Here is an 18,450-nt window from a genome sequence, read left to right on the forward strand (position 1 = left end):
GTCAGCTGCGACTCCTAGTGATCGGGCGCGTGTGAGGCGCTGTCCCCCTGCGCGCGACTGTGGACGGGCAAGACGACGAGGAGTCGTCCGTCATCACCAAAGGAGCGCAGCAGGGTGCAGAACTGGTCACGCCCAGCCTGGGTAGGACCTCGCTCTGCGATCGGCTGCGGGCCGGTCGGCTGTAGGCGACCGCCACGGTGACGGTTGGTTGCGCCGACCGTCATGACGTAGGCCGTCGTGATGGCCGGCTGCCGGGTCAGCAGGTCGACCGGGCTCATCGTGTCGGAATCCACCACGAGCATGGCCGCGGTGCCGCCCGTAAGGAAGGCGAGCAGGAACGACCCCGCACGCCGAGAAAGTGCCACAGCCGCGCGCACTAGTCACCTGCCGACGCGGAGGATCTGCAGCCCGATCCCACGGAGCTGGTGAGGGATGTCGGCGACGGCATCGACGTCCTTCTGCCGGGACCCCGGGGGCAGCTTCGGCCACGGCACCAGGTCGGGGTGGGTCTTGGCCGCGTCGTCCCGCGGGCCGTAAGTCCAGCCGGCCTCGGTCCGCTCGGCGCGCCAGCGCTCGTGCTCTTCTTTCGCGAGCCGGTCGAGCTCAGCGCCTTCGAACGCGAAGGTGCTCTCGGTGCCGTCTGAGGGCACGACGGCCAGCCCCGCGCCGCGGAGCTTCTCGCCGACCGAGTGCGCCTGGCGGATGTTCGCGGTCTTCAGGTCGTCCGGGAGCTTCGGCCACGGGAGCGTGGAGGGGTGGCTGTGCTCGGTCTCCCCGCGAGCGCGGGCCTGGCGGACGTAGGCCTCGTGGGCCGCCCGTGCGATGTCGAGGTAGATGCCGTCACGCAGCGAGGACAGCGAGTAGACGTGGTCGGCGACGTTGAAGAGGAGCAACCTGGCCCGGTCGATGCGGGAGACGGGCGTGTCGCCCGCCACCTCGGTACCGAGGGCGGTACTCGAGCCGGTCGCAACCACGACGTCGACCGCGCACGCGCGCAACCGCCTCAGCACGCGCAGGCCGAGTCGGATGACCCCCGCGTCATCAGGGGCCGAGACCACGGCGAGAGCCAGGTCGTCGGGCACCTCGTAGTCCTGGAGCTCCGCGGGCTCGAGGCTCGCCCACCGCCACGGATGGACGGCTCGCGAGCAGCGCCGTTCGAGCTCGTCGACGAGGGCCTCGTGCTGGCGCCCGGAGCCGACGAGCACCACCGAACGGGAAACCGACACTGGGAGGTGGGCGTCGACGAGGAGCCGGGCCGCACGCCCGGCCGGGTCGAAGAACTCGGTCCGGACCGCCGACCCGGAGTTGAGCTCGTGGGCCGCCAGGGCGATCGCGAGCTCGGGCGAGCCCATCTCGAGGAAGCAGGGCGGCGGCGTCGCGACGTCGCGCAGCGCAGTTCGCACGCTCGCGGCGATGTCGGTGTTCCGGCCGTTGTCCCCGGTGACGATGACGACCTCCGCTGCGCGGTCGATGCGCGCCTCGCGGAGGACGGCCGCGTCGCGGGGGTCCCCGCCGATGCGCAGCACCGCCTCCGCGTGGCCGCCCGGAGCGGGCTCGCTGCTCGTCGACGTGGCGCTGATGATCACGCACGACCGGTTCTCCTCGAGCGCCGCCCGGGCGACGCGCAGTGCCGGGGCGCCGTCGCCGCAGACCACCGTGTGGTGGTGGAGCCGGCGGGCCCGGACCGCGTGATACGTCGAGTGGTAAACGGCCAGGACAGAAGCGCCGAGGGCCAGTGCCGTCGTCGCCGGCGCGAGGAACCGGGCGACATCGAGCACGACGGGCAGGGGCGCCGCCTTCTGCAGGGGCGCCGAGTCCAGGAGGAACAGCTGCAGCGTGTAGTAGGCGACGTCCGTCCAGCCCCACGCGACATAGTCGGCCTGCGTCGGGAGGTAGCGGACGAACCCGATCACCCCCAGCACGGCGGCGACCACAGCGTTCACGCCGATCGCTACGCGGACCGACACCTGGGTCGTCGAGAGCCGGTCCCCGTCCACGCGCGTCACAATGCAGCTCCCCTCTCGTCGTCCAGACCATCGCGGAAGAGACCGACGACGTTGCTGCGCTGAACGAGTGAGAGCAGGAAGCCGACGCACCCCATAGCCTCCGCTGAATTCGGTGCGCTTCAGTGTCGGGGGAATTCGTTCAGCGGTACGTGGCCACCCGCAGTACCGCGCTGCCCCGGGATCAGTGGTCGCCGCGCGGCACGTCGCGGTCCAGGTCGTCGAGCGGCGCGCGATGTCGTAGAGGGACGAGACCGCGGACGACATGCCGACTTCCACCGCGGAAGCTGCGGACACACCTCTGTTGAGTGAGACCAAGGCCCGGAACACCGACCGGCACCACCAACCCCAGGGCAGCCAACCTTGAGGCGGCAAGGCGATTCACGAGTCAGGCCGGTCGGTGCTCCATTCAGCACCGTAGATGGCCTACCTCCACGACCCGATCGCCACACGAGTCGGTCAACCATTTGCCTGGATCAGGCTTGGCGTCCTTGGGTTAAGAGCAGAATCTTTTGCAAAGGCCAGCCCTAGACGCGTCAGCTACACTCCAGTGACTAGTCTTGGGGGGACCATGGACGGTCTGGAATTTTCAGGGATCAATCGTATCCAACGCAGGATCGGCGGTACCTTCCTCTGTCTCGTCGGAGTTGGCACGACGTTTGTTTGTGCTCAGTACTTCTACTGGTTTTTGTTCGTGCCGTACTCCGAGCAGGAGAACTACTTGCTTGACTGTTTGACGTTCTTCGGTTCTGGAATCGGCATGATTACTGGCGCAAGATTCTTCGACCGTGGCTTAACGTGGCGAAAGGTTGCTCGGTCTCGGGCTCCGACGACAGTGGGAGGGCTCAGTTCGTTAACGGACTCCGAGTTTGTGCTTTATCTACGACCGTTCAGGCAGGATCCGATCGCTTCAACAAGCGAGGACGTTCCAATGAGGTACTTCTCGCCATTCTACTTGGAGCGTTTCCTTATAACCGGCAAATCTCAAGAGGAACAACTGGTTGATGCTTTAGCTCCGCTGGGCCCTGTAATCGCAGTCGCCCCTCCGGGCGGGGTGGACGAAGGCCTGCCCGGCGCGCACCGATTGAGTCTTGACCCAAATGCGGATTGGCGAAGGCTGGTCGAAAAGTTAATACGCAACGCGAGGTTCGTGGTTGTTAGTGCAGGGCAGTCCGAAGGAGCTGTTTGGGAAACGGTGGCATGTCTCCGGTTGGTCGAGCCGGAGCGACTGGCAATCTTGGTGTCACAGGACTCGGGGGAGTACGAGACTGTTCGAGCTATGATTGGGGTCAGCCTTAAAGGGCAGGGGCAACTCGCGGACGAGGATGTGAAAGACTTGCCTCCGTTCAAGGCGGGCGGCGACCCGAAGTCGTTCTTCCATAGTCTGATTTTCGTGCCGGGTCTCGGCGAGCCAGTTTTTCAGCCGCCCAATTTTGGAACAAGCTTCCCAGCAACCGCTCAAGCTCGCACGTTTCTTACGCTTGAGTCGGCATTTAGGCCGCTCTTTCGTCGGCTTGTAGATCTGGAGTTCAAGAACTTCGGCAAGAATGGGGTGCAAACGAAGACCGAAGAGAAACCGAACTGGTTCTTGCTTTGGGCAGGGGGCGTAGGCCCGCCGATGGTCTTTGTGTCGTTCTTCTCGGTCCTCGGATATGTTCTATCGGTCCTGAGTTACGGTTGGCGCGTTGATTACTCGCTCGGCGCGATCTTAGCTTCGGGAGCCATTGGATTAATAGGGAGTATCGCGGTTCGCAATAGGTTGTATCCCCCACCTAGCTCGCCGCCTATCGTCATGTACGTCGCCATCCTGTTTTCGCTGGCACAGATATACTTGATCGCACTGCCTCTATTGACGCCTTCCCTTCCGAGGGTTCATTGGGTACTTGTTCCGGTACTGCTGTTGGTTCTGAACTACATGGCCTTTGCTCTATCTTCAGCAGAGGCGTTTTTTGACTATGCCATCGCTGGCACGTTAGGCATCTTTTTCGGTCTTCTGTACGAGAAGGTACTGGAGGCCATTAATCCAGGGTCAGACTATATCAAGTTTCACGGTATAGCGATATCGGCGGTGCTGGCCGTCGCTGTTGGCGTCTACCTCCAACGGAGGCGTACGGGTGACAGGCTGATTGACCGCGTAGGATCAACAGGCGCTGCGCTGGCGAGTCTGATCGGTGTTCTGCTCTATCAATTGTACTTAGGCAATTCGATACGGTTTCTGGGCTTCGCCCAGACCGCAACCGTGCTTCGCGGACCCACATACGTTGATGGCCAGCTCCTCTTTATTGCTGTGGCGTTTCTCGTCGCGTGCGCCGGCCGGCTTGTCGTGGGTTGGCTTCCACTAGATCGTTGGCAGAAAATTTCATTACTCGTTCTCGGTGCGGGGTTGTTACCGCTCATGCTGTAGACAAGCGCCTGAAGCGCGGCTCGTCACCGCCCGCCCCGCAGGCGGAGACGTCGCCGAACGGGGCCGGGTGGGGTCCTGCCGCTGGGCTCGCGGGTGAGTGATCACCGGCGGAGCGGCGGGAGGCCCGGGTGCTGTCCTGGGAGGCAGATGTGGAAGCGCACGCGTTTCGCGAGCAGGGCTGGGCGATCTCGGCGATCGCCGTCGTCGGGACCACCTTCACTCCCGCCGGTCCGCGGCACCGCTGCTGCTCCGACCGCTGCAGCAAACACGCCCACCTGCGACGGCACGCCGACCCACCCGCCACAACGGACGCCCGCACACCCGAGTTCGCACCGGCCCCCAATCGCGGTCCGGGCCTGCCCGCACTGCGGCGGCGAGGTCAGCATCGTCGTGAAGCGCCCCGAGTCTGGCAGCGGCTCCGACCCACGAGATCAAGGCGGAGGGAGCGCCAGCGTCGAGGAAGTCCAGCGTCGCGGAAGTCGAGCGTCGAGGTCCGTCGCTGACGGACGACGGTCCGCTTCGCCGGGGACGTGGGCTGCTCGCTGGAGTTCGCGTCGCGACGAGGCTGCCTGCCGTCCGGTGAGAGCCGGGCAGCGGTGCCGCATCTTGAGCAGCATCTGCCGGGCGCGGCTTGGAGCGCCCCCGGCAGGAATCGAACCTGCGGCACCGGCTTTAGGAGGACCTCCGACCAGGGGTACTGGGCCTGCTACCAGGGACTTTGTCGGCGCGGACCGCCGCAGAACCCGCACCTACGGCGACGTGCGGCCCGAGTTCGCACCCAAACCCGCACCCCGAACAGAATCAGTACGGAGCTCGCAGGCTCACGGATCTGACTCGGGACAGCGTCGTCGCGGTGCGCAAGCGGCGGCGGGCTCGCGGCAGCGTCGAGTGCGGTCACCCGGAGGCGCCACGAGCTTGCGTCCGATAGTGAGAACTGTTGCTCTAGAACGCCGGGCGCTCACGCGTGTAACGGGTTCGGTTGGTGCGCGACGCTTCTCCCGTGGGGATGATGACGAGGGCGGCAAAGCGAGGCGGGCCGACGGGCCGGCCGCGCCCGGCCCCGGCGAGACGGAGGCCCGTCACCGCTTGCGAGCGTGGTGGGCAGCATGGTGACGCATGGCCGCCGGGGGTCGTGGCGGCGGTGCTGGTTCTCGCGGTGGCGGGATGGGCCTACGCGAAGGTCCCTGACTTCTACCCGTTGACCACCGCGCCCGGTGACGACGCTGCCGCGCGAGCATCGCGGGAGGCCTCTCGAACCCAGTCGATTGTGACCACCCGGGCGTCGGCGCTCGCGGCGCTGGCCGGCCCCGCCGCGACCGCCAAGCTGTCGCCGACCCACTCAAGCGCACAGCCCTCCGAAACACCGGAGCGTTTCAGTTCAAGATGACCGCGCAGGTCCCCGAGGGTCCGCTGCTTGAGTTCGTCAGCCAACGGAGCCCTCTCGGCCGGCTTGGTGAACAGGAGCTCGATGCGGCGTTGTTGGTCTTCCTCGCCTCCACGGCCTCCAGCTACATCACAGGGAGCACGCTGCCTGTCGACGGCGGCATGTCGGGGCACTGACGGGCCGCGATGAGGGCGCCCTTGGAGGCGGGCGACCGGAGGGCGCCCCGATCTACAACCGCCTCAGGTCTTGCCAGTACCTCTCGACGGGCTGATTACGGCGTGTCGCACCACCAGGAATTCCGTCACCGTCGACCTAGTCGCGCTCGACCCTTCGTCGTTCAGGAGCCGATGAGGAAGGTACCGTCGACCTTCATTTCTAGAATCGTCAGCACTGCGGAGGCTGCACTGCGCACGCGGAGTGAGCACGAGCGCACCACCCTCCCATCTCTGATCCGCAAAGCGAATTCATTGATGCTTTCTCCGGCGTTACTGTTAGCTACCTCGCCCACGAAGTCGACTCCCTGGTAAACGACGACCTTCCCGCTTTTTGGCGCTCTCCAAATCGCGAGCTGAAGAACCTGGTGCGAGAGATGGAGGGTCACGTCGACCGCCAAAGGAGATCGCCTCGATACCGTAGCCGACCATGTGGTACGCGTCGTTCGCGATCCGTCGACAGATGGACTCTTGAGCGGACCGATGAAGTCACCGGCCTGCGGACGGTAAGGCGTGTGCTCCGGACTTCGGCTCGGTTCGCGCGGTGCAAGAATCTCCGGCCCCGAATGCCGGGAGAACGCCAGCCTGGCTTCCTCCAATGCCTGGTCGAGAGGCACGAGTGTCGAGGGTTGTGATGCTTCCACCAAGTATGAGATCAACCTGTCGATTGCCTCGTCGTACCACTCGGGGTCCAGCGTGATCGCGTTGTGCTGCGACAACGCTGCTATATCACTTGGCAGGTTTAGGTCCTGCATCTGCACGCCCGCCTGGAGGACGGGAACAATGTTCCGTTTCCGCTCGATCGCTGTGGCGATCTCTCGATGCATCCAGTCGACGTTCGATGGAAAGCGAGTGAATCGGACTGAGTGATCGAGCACAACGACGAAGTTTTCTCGCGCCGAGATCTCCTCATCGATCTTAACGCCGAAGTTGCCGTTCTTTAGGCCGCTGACATCGAGGAAGACGTCGCAACTACGCGCGCGCAGGCGATCGTGAAGGCCTCGAGCCACGTGCCACGACGTGGCTCGTCGATAGGAAATGAAGGCCCTCTTCTGCCCCCCCCCGGTCACGGTAGAAACTCTAACATCGTCTGACACGGTGCGGTCCAGGTCCTGACCGCCCCGCAGCGACGCAAGAGCGGGTCGACCAGAGGGCCGCTGGGCGTGGTGAAGCCGTCGGTAGCGCTGCGGACGGAGGTGCCGGTGACCTTCGTAGCCTTCGACGTGCTCGCCCTCGATAGCGAATCGGTCACGGGCCGGCCGTGGGAGGAGCGGCGTCGGCCGCTCGAGGATCTGGGGCTCGACGCGCATCCGCGGTTGACAACGTCACCGTGGCTCGACGGTGTCGAGCCGGCGGCCGCGCTCGAGCTCGCCGAGGATCACGGCTTGGAGGGGTGCAGGCCAAGCGTTACGACTGCCCGGGTTCGGCGGAGTAGAGCCGGTCGGGGCCGGCGGGGTGAAGTCGCGCCCGACCGCAACAGGCTGCCGCAGACCGCGGGCCTGGGCGGGGACGGTGTCGGCGCCCCCGCGGACGGCCGGTGAACATCGTGCTCGAAGCCGCACCACCGTGGCTGTGCGAGGCGCTGCTGATCGCGTTCCTGGACCGCATCACGTGGTGAGGTCAGCGGAGGTTGCCCGGGACGACCGCCCGGGCGGGATCCGGGTCGCCGTTCTCGTCGAGAACATCAGTGTCGGGGCTGCAGTACCCGCCGGGGAGCTTGTGTTCGTAGGGCCCGCACCCGTCGCCTCCGCCGTCGCGGGCGGAGCTGTCCGCGCCGGTGGTGTTGTCCTCAGTGTCGTCGGAAGCGGTCGTGCTCGTCCGTCTCCGGCGGCGATGACGGCACGGTGCGAAGGTGGGACATGGCGACCGGTGAAGCGCTCCGGGTCTGGTGGAGGCTCTGGGGTGTCCCGGTAAGGCGGCAATCGTGCCGGCGGCGTCGAGCGGGTTCAGCGCCGTGCCACCACGGCCATGGGCTGGACATCGGTGTCACCGAGGGGCGTCGGACACTCGTCTCTCGCTACGCCTCGAGGTTGCACGGTGTCAGGTGAGGACGGGCCGCATCGCCGCATTATGGGCAGCAGCAGCCCTGTCGGACCTGAGCGCCCCCGGCAGGAATCGAACCTGCGGCACCGGCTTTAGGAGGACTGCCGACCAAGGGTACTGGGCCCGCTACCAGCGACTATGCAGGCGCCGCGCGCCGCAGAACCCGCACCCACGGCGCCGTGTGACCTCAGTTCGCACCCAAGCCCGCACCCCGAGCAAGATCGTTCTTGGACTCTCGCGAGGCCCCGGACCCGGCACCATCGGCTCGCGGCGGTCAGGTCCCTGCCTCCGCCCGTTGGAGTTGGCTCCTCGCGCGAGTGCCCAGGAGCTGGGATGACCAATGGCCGCCTAAGAACAGGCCTGCCACCACACACCCCAGGAGCCTTCAGATCACGTCCGCGTGCCTCTCGCTCGACAAGTACAAGCGAGGCTGCGGACGACATACCGACGAACGGCGCCGAAGCCCCGGTCACAGAACTGCGCGGGTCAGGCCACGGCCCGGCCTCACTGACCGGGGCGACCAACCCCGGGATAGCCAACCCGACGGCGACACGTGATTCACGAGCTAGGTCAGCCGGTGCTTCGACCGAGACCGTAGATCGACTACCTTCACGACCCGATAACCAGACAAGCAGGCGGTTCAGCAATGGCTACAGGCCATCGTCGGCGGACGGTGGCTCGTGCCAAGTCGCGATCCGGACTCTGATGGTCGATCAGTTGGCTGAACCGCCGACGGCACATCTGCAGCCAAATCGGACATCGACGTGACACGCGTAACACTCGCGAGGGGTGACACGACAGTCCCGGTGGCGACTGGACGTACCGGTCTCGACGGGGGAGTTGCGATGAGTAATCAAAAGGGTGCCAACGCGTGCCTGGTCGTGGATAAGGAACGAGCGCTGGCACTCGAGGTGTTTTTCACGAGTACCATCCAGAAAGACTGAGACCGTGGATACCATCGAGATTTGGATCGTTGGTTCTGACGAGAACAGGGTCGACGATCCACTACTGCTCAACTCTTTGCAGAACTCGTTGATTAGCAATAGGTACGTGAAGGAGAATGCAGAGGTCAGGCGGCCTGAATCGCCGTCTGAGGAGATGGGGCCCGATCCGGCCGTTATTCAGCTAGTCTTCTATGGCGTGTTCGAATTGGCTAATCTTGCCATGGCGTTCTCTGAGTGGCGAGCCAAGAGGCGCGAGGATGTCAGCTCAGTCGCCGTGAAGGCGAATGGTCGGGTTACAATACTGCATCCCGAAGACATGGCTGATGCTAACGATAGTGGAATGAAAGTCCGCCGTGCATCATCTGGCGCGCCAGACCCGAAGCGGTCTCGATGCGTACTTATCGGCATCAGTGATTATGTGAGCCTTCGACCGCTACATAGAGTTGCGCATAACATTAAGCAACTTCAGGAGGTGTTCGGGGACGTTAAAGCCTGGGGTATCCCCGATGACCGTATCCACGTGATCACCTATACCCAGTCCGCCCAGACCGTTCTAGACCAGCTCGTTGCAGCAGCCGACGACGCTCCCGACACACTCCTCGTATACTTCGCGGGCCACGGGTTATACCATAACCAAGAACTCCTGCTCGCTCTACCCGAAGCTACGGGTACCAACGATACTCAGACTGTCCGTTGGCAGGAGGTCGCGAGGATAGTCCGGCAGGCAGACAGCGAGCGGAAAATCGTCTGGCTGGACTGCTGCTACGCAGCGCATGCATTGCCAGGCGAGGAAACCAACTCGGGCCCCGGCGAACCCCTCGGACTTCTCGAGTCTGCGAGACGGGACGGCATATATTTGCTAGGCGCTGCTCAGAAGTCCGAGCAGGCGATGTCCCCCAGTGGCTCGGGCTGCACGCCTTTTACTGGTGAACTAGTAGGAGCCTTGCGTCGGGGCATCGAATTGGACCCGCCTGAGAGCTTTCTGAGCCTGAACTCGCTGCATCAGAAGGCGCGCGTCGAGCTCAACAAGAAGCGATTGCCGAGGCCTGTTCGGCACGATCCCAGCGAGATAGGGAATCTGCCCCATTTTCACAACAACTACATGAAACGTGCTCCCCGATGGTGGAATCCTTTGAGTCGTCGGTCATCGGGCGAAGATCCGCGACAGTCGCCGCGGGGTTATCTGTCGCGGAAGGCTGTGGCGGTCGTTGCTGCGGCCCTCGTCGCGCTCGCTGCTCTCGTTTGGTTTGTTCCAGGGGCGGACGTATCCGGTCTTGATCTTGCCAAGTACTGTGGGACTCAGGCGCCCGGAGGAACGCAGGACTTTGAGTTGGCCGGTACTAGCTGTGTCCGGCCAATTGATCTGGATGATGCATGTGTTTATTCCTACAACGCGTACGGTTTGTATGCTAGACCTACCTCGCGAGACGTCAATAGTGTCCAGTGCTTTAATTCACCTTCAAGTTCGGTGAGCCGCGGGGGTATACCTGACATGGACGGTTACTGCGCGAATCGAACAAAAGTTCCCGGTGTAATGTCCACGACTAAGAACTCCCTGTATCCGAACACTTGGACGTGCGAGACGGAGATCGACTTGGATGCCGCATGTGTCGCGCAGAACAATCGAAGTGACGTAACTTCCCGAGAGGGAGGAAACGGCGCCCTGTTCTGTCACGAGCGTCATTGGTTCTGAGATTATGATCGGTAGATTCGACGCTGGCAGGGGCTAGTGGGCGAACGGGGCACGAACGAGCGCACGAGCAGTGCCGAACAAGTCCAGGCCGAGTAGGGCCGTGAGAGAGCAGAACTGTTCTGTGTACGTGCGGCGCCCGCACGGCGTCGGACGAGAAGTCGGGACTTGGCGATGCCACCTACTCGGACCGCTGAGTCATCGTCTCGACTTGATCATCGCGTCCAGCCCGCACTGGAACGATTAGGCTGCGGTTAGGCAGAGAAGACTCGGCTCTCGTCTGCTTCTTGAGGAATCGCGTTGGACATGGCCGAGCATTGCCTGCTTGCCTGCGGTGAAGTGCTCGGTCTCGAGCATCACCGAGCGGAGAGGGGCTACGGCGCTCGGTCGGTCCGCGGCGCGGCAAGCTCGGGGTGGTAGTGGGCAGTCAGGACTCGGGTTAGCTGTTCGCCGCGGGTGGTCAGTGCTTGGAGTTCGGTCTCGGTGAGCGCCTTGAAGCTGGTGCCGATGCTGTCAACGGCGCAGCGAGGTACATAGTCCTCGACGTGGATCGGCAGGTTGCGGTCCTGCATGCCGAGGTAGGCGTGCACGAAACCGCGTAGCTGCCCATTGGTGGCGACCGTGTGCAACTGGGCACGGTTGCCGTCCTGGGTCTTGGTGTGGGTGATGTCGAAGCTGCGCGCCAGCGTGAGCCGATAGATCCCTCTTGGTGTGGGCGAGGGATCAGTTTCGCGTCCGCTGGCAGCATCGACGGCGACGATGTAGTCGGGGTCGTAGACCTGCGCGGTGTGGGTGCGGGAGCGCCCAGGCATCAGCGGAGAGATGCCCATGTTGTCGTAGACCCCGCCGTCGGTCATGCGCAGCCGCTTTCCTTCAGGCTCGCCGAAGCGGGTCCGGAAGGTGTAGGTCCGGGTCAACGGCGGGAGGAAGACAGGGTAGGCGCAGGAGGCGGCGACCGCGTCGCAGACCGGAATCGGGTCGAGGATCTCGCCGAAGCGCGAGCAGGACGAGCGGTCGCTTCCGAAGCGCACGGCGTTGCCGCTGGCGAGGTCGGTCGCCGCGAGCATCGTGGACAGGTGCGGGTGAGTGACCTCGGGCAAGAGCCGGGCTCCGAACGGTCGGCAGGCGATCGTGTCGGCGAGGACGTCGGTGAGCCCTCCGGGTCGGCGGGTCCGATTATGGCGGCGAATGAGGCGGCGGGGCGACGCTGCTCGTCGCGCGGTCTCGATCTGGAGACCGGAGCGCAGCAGCTCCACAACGGTGTCGTCGAACTCGTCGAACGAGGTCGGGCCGTAGGCCCACATGGCGGCCAGCAGGCTCCCACCGCTGACCCCCGAGACCACATCGACGTGCCGGAGCAGGTCCAGGTCGTGCAGCCCGCGCAGGGCTCCAAGCCCGAACGCGGTCGCGCGAAAGCCGCCCCCTGACAAGGCCAACCCGATCCGCGCGCCACTCACGGCTGCCTCGATCGCCCGAAACGGAACCGGGACTTGATCCGGCGCCAGACCCGTCCGGGCGAGCCAGCGAGGGCCGAGGCGACGTACGCGTCGGACCCCGAGCCGCGTCCCGGCGCTGAGTCCGCGAACCCGCCCGGGAAGACCGCCGCGCCGGCGAGCGCCCCGAGCTGAGCGGCATCAACAGCGGACCGGCTAGTGCGTGGAGGAGCGGTGGTGTGCTCCATCCGGGCGTAGAGCTCGGGTGTCCCGGTGCCGTCGCACCATTGCTCCCACACCGGGCCGGAGCCGGCGAGGATGAGCATGATAGCGCGGCGACCCAGCCGAGTCAGGGTCGCGATGGCGCGCTCGTCGACGGCGCTGGGTCGCGCGGGACCCTCGGGATGGGTGTGCCAGAGCCCGGCGAACCCGATCAAGTCGCCGCTGCGGGTGCGGTGGTGCGCCACGATCTCCTGGGTGCCCTCCACGCCGTGGTCGAAGAACGCCGCGGAAAGGAGGCTGTCGGGCGACGGGCCGGTCGCGAGGTCGATGGTGATCACGCCGGTGGCCTCGTCGAGGGTGCCCAGTAGCATCCCGCCGGTCTCGACCATCGGGCCACGGACCCGGCGTCCGCGGCGGGTCTCGGTGCGCATCTCGGCCAGCGCCGCCGGCGCCACCCGTAGCTCGTAGCCGAAGCGCTCCTCGCGGGTGCACAGATCGTTGTACCAGCTCAACGTGCTCGTCGGGGTGTCTCGGCCGGCCAGGTGGCCGGGGTGATCGGGGAGGAGTCGGACCGCGATGGCGGTCATCGGGGGTGGCGGCACCGGCGCGGGGTCTCCGTCGGCTGTCGGTTCAGGGTGCACGGCGGCGTCCAGGACCACGGCAGCGCGGGTGAGCAGCTGGGCGCCCAGCGCGGTGACCTCGCTGGCCGAGCCGACGAACGTCGGTGCGGAGCATCCCGGTTCCGGTGAGAACCGGTCCCGAACCTTGGTGGGGAACAGATCCGCGGCGATGTCCCCCCAGGCGGCCTGATGCTCGCCGCGCCCGGCGAGGGCGACACGGCGCAGCAGATCCTGGCCGGCGCGGGTCGCTCCGGGCAGCGACACCGTCACCACCCCTCGTCGGGCCTCGTGACCGATCACCATGGTCACCAGCGCCGGCCACCGGCCGCGCTCGCTCGTGTGTCGGCGTTCGAGCGCCGCCCGGGTAGCGACGTCGGCGGTGGCATCGATGATCAGATCGAAGGCCGACGGGTCGATGTCGCCGCGCTGCAGAGCAGCAGGAACATCTGCGACCAGGGCACGCGCGACCGCCGATGCGTCGATCCGGTTGAGCCGGGCGGCCAAGGCCTGAGCCTTCGGTGTGCCGATGTCGGCGTCGACGAACGGCTGGCGGACCAGGATCCCCGGGGTGACGCGCCCGGAGTCGACGATGAGCACCTCGCTCACGCCGGCGCGCACGACCTGGTCGGCGACCGGGGCGCCGAGGGCGCCCACGCCCAGCAGCAGGACCCGTTTGGAGCGCATCCAGGACAACACGCTGCGGGCGTCGCGGCGACGGGTGACCTCGTCGCGCAGCTCATACACCCTCGACCACCGGATGCCCGCGAACCCGAGCCAGTCGTGCACCAGGGCGCGCACCCGCTTGTTGAGCTCCGCGTGCTCGTCGTCGAGGTCCGGGGTGCCGGTCGAGTGCTGCTCGCCGAAGTCGGCGAGCAGCGTGGTGATGTCGGTCCCGAGGTCATCGAAGCGCCACGCGACGATGTGGGCGAGGCGTGCGGTGTCGACGCGCCGCGCGGGAGTGGCCAGCAGCACCCTCACCTGATCATCGATCGCGGGCCCGCCGACGGAAGACTCGCCGGTCGTAGTCGGTCTCGGTGTCGTCTCGTGCGCCGCGGCTGGGGTGCCCTGCGCCGGGCTCGGATCCAGCGTCCTGAGGTAGCGGTTGATCCGGGTCGCGGCGGTGATCGCATCGATCAGCTGGTCGCGTCGGTACCCGCACCCGTCGAGGGCGTCGGCGAGATCTCGGGCGTGCTCGGGGAACTCCCAGCCGATCCGGTCGTCGACGAGCACCGTGGCGACGACCACGTAGGGCCGGCCGTGCTCGTCGCACCCGGTCTGATCGTCCTCGAGGACCTGACCGACCACCTCGGCGAGGGTGCACCACCCCAGCACATCGAGTCGCTGGTCGTCGCGGCGACACCACGCGAACAACGTGGCCGTGGCCGGCGACGCGCTGACGGTGTCGGCGGCGGCAGTCGCGGTGACGGTTGCGGGGGCGGTCGCCGTCGCGGCGGTGAACCAGGGGACGCGGTCGGCGAGGTCGGCGCGCACGACAACGATCCCCGCGGAGCGGTCGGTGTAGGTCACCGGCGGGTGCAGCGGCTGGTCGTCGGGGTCGAGGTCGTCGGCGGCCGCCCGCTCGAGCCAGAGGCTCAGGCGCTCGACGAGTCCGCGGATCCCGTCGGCCGGAGTCCACTCCACCGAGGTCGAGGCGTATAGGCAGAGCAGGCGTCCCCACTGGACGTGCGGGGTCTTCGCCCACCGCCGATGCGTGACGAACACGTGTGGCGGGTCGAACGGGAAGGTAACCGGGACCAGGAGCCGGAATCGCTCGCGGGCGCGCACGGTGATCCCGGGACCGCGGGGCACGGTGCTCGTGTCGAGGGAGACGACCAACCCGCCGTCCGGGCCGCGGTCGTCGACGAATTCGATTCTCCCGTGAGAGACCGCCTCCAGCGCTGCGAGCTGCTCGGCGGCGAGGGTGTGCCCGGAACGGGTCACGCCGGTCACCGGCCGAACGTGACCGGGGTCTGCGGGGGCGTTGGTTCGCCGCGGTCGGTGACGACGGCCTCGCGCACCCCCTCCAACCCCTGCGGCCGGTCCGAGTCGTCGCCCTCGGGTTCCCCCGGGCCCGGCCAGTCCCAGCCGGCAACATCCCCGGCTACCACAGCGGCTGCTGCCGCGACGCGACCGAGCCGCATGGGCGTCATCGCCGTGGCGGTCTCGGCGGCCGCGAGTTCGATACTCTGCGCGCTGAGCATGCCCGCATCGTGCTCGTCGACCAGGAACACGATCGGCTCCGGCGCGTCCGTGCTGGGCCACGACATGGTGCACCGCAGCTCGGCGATCTCCTCATAGCGGTTGGCGGCCTTGCGGTGCGGCGGGTTGTCACCGACGTGGTTGAGGCCCGGGATCGGGGCACTGCTGGCCACAACGACCGCCGAGGCGTCCACGGCGTGGCGCTCGAAGGCGTCGAGCACGTCTTGGAGCAGCCGATCGGTCCCGGTCTCGTACATGACCTTCTTCGAGCAGTGGTGCGCGGCCAGCAGCACGTCCCACTCGAGGGTCTCGGCCCGGTCGTGGTCCTCGCTGTAGTCGATGATCTTCATGATCGTGTCGTGGGCGAGATCGCCGAGCAGCAGCAGCCTCCCCGCAGTGCCGCTCCCGTGCGTCAGGGTGATCTGCATGGCCAACGAGGTGTCGTTGCGCTCCTCGGCGCAGTCCGCGGCGAAGGGGGCGTGGATGAACGCGCGGAACCGGTCCGAGCAGTCCACGCCGTCGACCATGCTGATCTCGTGGCCAGGACCGGACTTGAACTCGGCGGGCAGCTCGCTGTAGGCGTGCTGCTCCTGCTCGGTGTCGTAGCCGATGATGATGATGCGGTCGCCGTGCGCCGGGGCGCGGCCTCCCGCGAGGGCCGCCTTGATCGCCGCCACCCGCCGCTCTGCCTCCCGCTGGAAGGCCTGCGCGTCGGGGCAGAGGCCCTCGCCGTCGGGGGCGTTGATGTACTCGCGCCACAACCGGGGGGTGGCCCAGAGCTCGCCGATGGTTGCCTTTTCCAACAGGTCGGCGAACCCCAGGCAGTGGTCCTTGTCGGCGTGGGTGAGCGCGAACACCGACAGGTAGGGCCGGTCGTCGACGGTCGGCAGCGCCTCGACCAGCCGGTCCACGACCGGCACCTCCGGGTTCGTGTCGTCGTCGGCCTTGTCCATGTCGTGCAGATCGATCTGCACGACCACGTCGTCGCCGAGGACCAGCGTCGTGCTGTCGCCGATGCCGACCGGCCAGAACACCGCGCCGAGCTCCGGCAGCTCGTTGTCGTTCATCGCTCCCCCTCCGCTCTCACGTACTCCGCCCGGCGGCACGGGGATGCCCGGATGCATCTTCGGCTCCGTCGTCACCGCGTCGTCTCCGTGCCGTGTCCCCCCGGCGACGTCAGTGCAGCACACCCGACAGCGGCCCCGCTGGCGCAGTCCACCTAGGGTGGACGGATGCACTGGCCGGAGCTCCGCTTCGCCGACGACCTGTGGGCCGTCGCCGACCCGCGACCCGGAGCCGGCGCGGTGCGCCACACGGTCCGCGAGGTCACCCGCCGCTCCCGACCCGAAGACCCCGACGACGTGATCTCCGGCATCGAGAGCGCGCGCCTTTGCGCCGAGCACCTAGAGGAGATCCTCATCCTGCTCGTCGCGGAGGCCCGCGCCCGAGGCGTCGCCTGGAGCGCGATCGGCGACGTCCTCGGCGTCGGCAGGACCGCGGCGCAGAAGCGCTTCGGCCCGACCCTCGACGCTGCCCGCGCCACCGTGCGCGCCCAGCACCGCGGCCAGCTCGAGATGGCCAGATTGGTGATGGAGAACATCCACCTGGAGACCGAGCAGCGAGTCGACATGTATGAGCGGTTCCTCGAGCGCTCCGGCTATTTGACCGCGAGCCAGCTCTACGAAGCCCGCGATGCCGGCGCCGACCCTGACGAAGACGACGTGGCGATCGAGGCAGGCCCTAGACCGGCTCAATCGGATCGCCCAGACCCCAGGGGCTAGACGTGATCGACGAGGTCGCCCCTCCCCACGGCAGGAAGGCTCTCGAGCAGCGGGGGCGACCCCGGCCGCGTCGAGGACGTTCGCGCCCAGACCCGCACCCGAAACGGGCGTAGGCAGGCGTTCGCCGGGGTCGTGCCGGCGCAGAAGGCCTCGTCAGCAACGGTGCCCCCGGCAGGATTCGAACCTGCGACAACCGGCTTTAGGAGAGCCGTGCTCTATCCCCTGAGCTACGGGGGCCCGGGGCAGAGCGTAGCGCCCGGCCGGGACCGAGGTGTCCGGCCGCACGCGGGTCCCACGTTTCCCGGCGACCGGGGCGGCCGACCCTGGCCGTGATCGAAGCCGCCACGGCCGCGCCGACGCTCCCGGTCCGCTCGACGTCGCGCTCCATGGCGCCCCTCCCCACCCGCGAGGCCCTGTCATGTCCGAGCACGACCACCTCCGCGACCGGCGCGTCCTCCTCACCGGCGCCACCGGGTTCGTCGGCCGCCACCTCGGCCGACACCTGCGCCGTCTCGGCGCCGACGTCCACGTCCTGACCCGCCACGCCCTGCACCGCGAGCCGACCGTCCTGGAGGGCGCCACCGAGCACCACGGCGACCTCCTCGATGCCGGAGGGTGCGCCGAGGTCGTGCGCCGGGTCCGCCCCGACGTGGTCCTCCACCTCGCGAGCCTGGTCGCGGGGCAGCGCGAGGTCGGGCTGGCCCTGCCGATGCTCGACGCCAACACCCGGGCCGCTGTCGCGATCATGACCGCCTCGAGCGAGGTCCCGGGCTGCCGGGTGGTGCTCGCCGGCTCGATCGAGGAGTCGCGGGGGGAGGAGGCGCCCGTCTCGCCGTACGCCGCGGCCAAGGGCGCCGCCACCGGCTACGCGCGCCTCTTCCACGCCCAGTGGGATCTGCCGGTGACGGTGCTGCGCCTCGCGATGGTCTACGGCCCCGACCAGCCCGACACCCGCAAGCTCGTCCCGTACGTGTGCACGTCACTGCGGGAGGGCGTCGCGCCGTCGCTGTCCAGCGGCGTCCGCCCGGTCGACTGGGTCTACGTCGACGACGTCTGCGATGCGTTCGTCCGCGCCGCGACGGCCCCGGACGCGCCGGGCCGCGTGCTCGACATCGGGTCGGGCCGCACGGCGACGATCGCGGACGTCGTCACGATGCTCGCCGGGATCGCGGGCTACCGCGGCCCGCTCGGCTTCGGCGAGGTGTCCGACCGCCGCCACGACGTCGCCCACGTCGCCGACCCGGAGCCGGCGCGAGGGCACCTGGGGTGGCAGGCCACGACGGACCTGCGCGACGGCCTCGCCCGCACGTGGGCGTGGCACGAAGTCGGTGGACGGCGGGCGACGGGCTGACCCGCCCGAGCCGTTTCGGGCCGGAGGCGCACCGGGAAATGGTTGTGCACCGCTGGTCAACGGCCGGCGGTCGGGGCGGCCTCGCCGGCCGTTGAGCCACCAGCGGCGGCGGGGCCGCTTTCGCTTGTTTTGTGATGCTCACCACTCGACACGGACGAGCGATC

12 protein-coding genes and 1 tRNA gene are annotated in these 18,450 nt (G+C 67.2%); 7 read left to right on the forward strand and 6 right to left on the reverse strand.

Translation table 11 applies throughout. The annotated features are described in order from the left end of the window. Positions 1–380: 380 nt before the first annotated feature. Entirely contained in the window at positions 381–2,006 is a 1,626-nt protein-coding gene (locus tag WCD41_RS02050; RefSeq protein WP_337711711.1) for a RyR domain-containing protein, read from the reverse strand. 568 nt (positions 2,007–2,574) lie between these two features. Here WCD41_RS02050 and WCD41_RS02055 point away from each other — a divergent pair. Continuing rightward, positions 2,575–4,407 (forward strand): hypothetical protein, encoded by a 1,833-nt coding sequence (locus tag WCD41_RS02055; protein WP_337711712.1) that lies wholly within the window; start codon positions 2,575–2,577, stop codon positions 4,405–4,407. A 1,236-nt stretch (positions 4,408–5,643) separates the two neighbouring features. Next, the gene (locus WCD41_RS02060) at positions 5,644–5,967 is read left to right on the forward strand and encodes an SDR family oxidoreductase (RefSeq protein WP_337712317.1); all 324 of its coding nucleotides are present in this window, start codon (positions 5,644–5,646) and stop codon (positions 5,965–5,967) included. A gap of 161 nt (positions 5,968–6,128) precedes the next feature. Here the strand turns inward: WCD41_RS02060 and WCD41_RS02065 are convergent, their stop codons facing one another. Continuing rightward, complete coding sequence (locus WCD41_RS02065; protein ID WP_337711713.1) at positions 6,129–7,073, reverse strand: toll/interleukin-1 receptor domain-containing protein; 945 nt, start codon at positions 7,071–7,073, stop codon at positions 6,129–6,131. A 132-nt stretch (positions 7,074–7,205) separates the two neighbouring features. Between WCD41_RS02065 and WCD41_RS02070 the strand changes: the two genes are divergently transcribed. The 3 genes from WCD41_RS02070 to WCD41_RS02075 all read left to right on the forward strand — a co-directional run bounded on the left by WCD41_RS02070 (position 7,206) and on the right by WCD41_RS02075 (position 10,683). Beyond that, a complete protein-coding gene (locus tag WCD41_RS02070; protein ID WP_337711714.1) occupies positions 7,206–7,544 on the forward strand; it encodes a DNA ligase-like domain-containing protein in 339 nt (112 codons plus the stop codon). Positions 7,545–7,549: 5 nt separating this feature from the next. After that, positions 7,550–7,621 carry a hypothetical protein gene (locus WCD41_RS31260; protein WP_507237350.1) on the forward strand — a complete coding sequence of 24 codons (72 nt, stop codon included), beginning with the start codon at positions 7,550–7,552 and terminating at the stop codon, positions 7,619–7,621. A 1,373-nt stretch (positions 7,622–8,994) separates the two neighbouring features. Continuing rightward, positions 8,995–10,683: an effector-associated constant component EACC1 gene (locus tag WCD41_RS02075; RefSeq protein ID WP_337711715.1), complete on the forward strand. Its 1,689-nt coding sequence runs from the start codon at positions 8,995–8,997 to the stop codon at positions 10,681–10,683. A 371-nt stretch (positions 10,684–11,054) separates the two neighbouring features. Here the strand turns inward: WCD41_RS02075 and WCD41_RS02080 are convergent, their stop codons facing one another. The 3 genes from WCD41_RS02080 to mblB are packed head-to-tail and all read right to left on the reverse strand — an operon-like array spanning position 11,055 to position 16,296. Beyond that, positions 11,055–12,137 (reverse strand): patatin-like phospholipase family protein, encoded by a 1,083-nt coding sequence (locus WCD41_RS02080; protein WP_337711716.1) that lies wholly within the window; start codon positions 12,135–12,137, stop codon positions 11,055–11,057. Next, positions 12,134–14,905 carry a ThiF family adenylyltransferase gene (locus tag WCD41_RS02085; RefSeq protein WP_337711717.1) on the reverse strand — a complete coding sequence of 924 codons (2,772 nt, stop codon included), beginning with the start codon at positions 14,903–14,905 and terminating at the stop codon, positions 12,134–12,136. The genes WCD41_RS02080 and WCD41_RS02085 overlap by 4 nt, the downstream gene beginning before the upstream one ends. Then, positions 14,902–16,296 carry an anti-phage 6A-MBL system MBL-fold protein gene (gene mblB, locus WCD41_RS02090; protein WP_337711718.1) on the reverse strand — a complete coding sequence of 465 codons (1,395 nt, stop codon included), beginning with the start codon at positions 16,294–16,296 and terminating at the stop codon, positions 14,902–14,904. Before mblB ends, WCD41_RS02085 begins: the two co-directional genes overlap by 4 nt. 90 nt (positions 16,297–16,386) lie before the next feature. On the opposite strand from mblB, the gene WCD41_RS02095 reads away from it, so the two are divergent. After that, the gene (locus tag WCD41_RS02095; RefSeq protein ID WP_337711719.1) at positions 16,387–16,935 is read left to right on the forward strand and encodes a hypothetical protein; all 549 of its coding nucleotides are present in this window, start codon (positions 16,387–16,389) and stop codon (positions 16,933–16,935) included. 163 nt (positions 16,936–17,098) lie between these two features. On the opposite strand, the gene WCD41_RS02100 is transcribed toward WCD41_RS02095, so the two are convergent. After that, positions 17,099–17,172: transfer RNA gene (locus WCD41_RS02100), tRNA-Arg, on the reverse strand. Between the two features lie 181 nt (positions 17,173–17,353). Between WCD41_RS02100 and WCD41_RS02105 the strand changes: the two genes are divergently transcribed. Further along, complete coding sequence (locus WCD41_RS02105; RefSeq protein ID WP_337711720.1) at positions 17,354–18,286, forward strand: NAD-dependent epimerase/dehydratase family protein; 933 nt, start codon at positions 17,354–17,356, stop codon at positions 18,284–18,286. Positions 18,287–18,450 lie beyond the last annotated feature (164 nt).

The sequence above is a fragment of the Actinomycetospora aeridis genome (assembly GCF_037400275.1).
Lineage (GTDB): Bacteria > Actinomycetota > Actinomycetes > Mycobacteriales > Pseudonocardiaceae > Actinomycetospora > Actinomycetospora aeridis.

Coding starts and splice junctions, on each gene's coding strand:
- WCD41_RS02055 (WP_337711712.1), top strand. CDS start 2,575: ATGGACGGTCTGGAATTTTCAGGGATCAATCGTATCCAACGCAGGATC.
- WCD41_RS02095 (WP_337711719.1), top strand. CDS start 16,387: ATGCACTGGCCGGAGCTCCGCTTCGCCGACGACCTGTGGGCCGTCGCC.
- WCD41_RS02105 (WP_337711720.1), top strand. CDS start 17,354: ATGTCCGAGCACGACCACCTCCGCGACCGGCGCGTCCTCCTCACCGGC.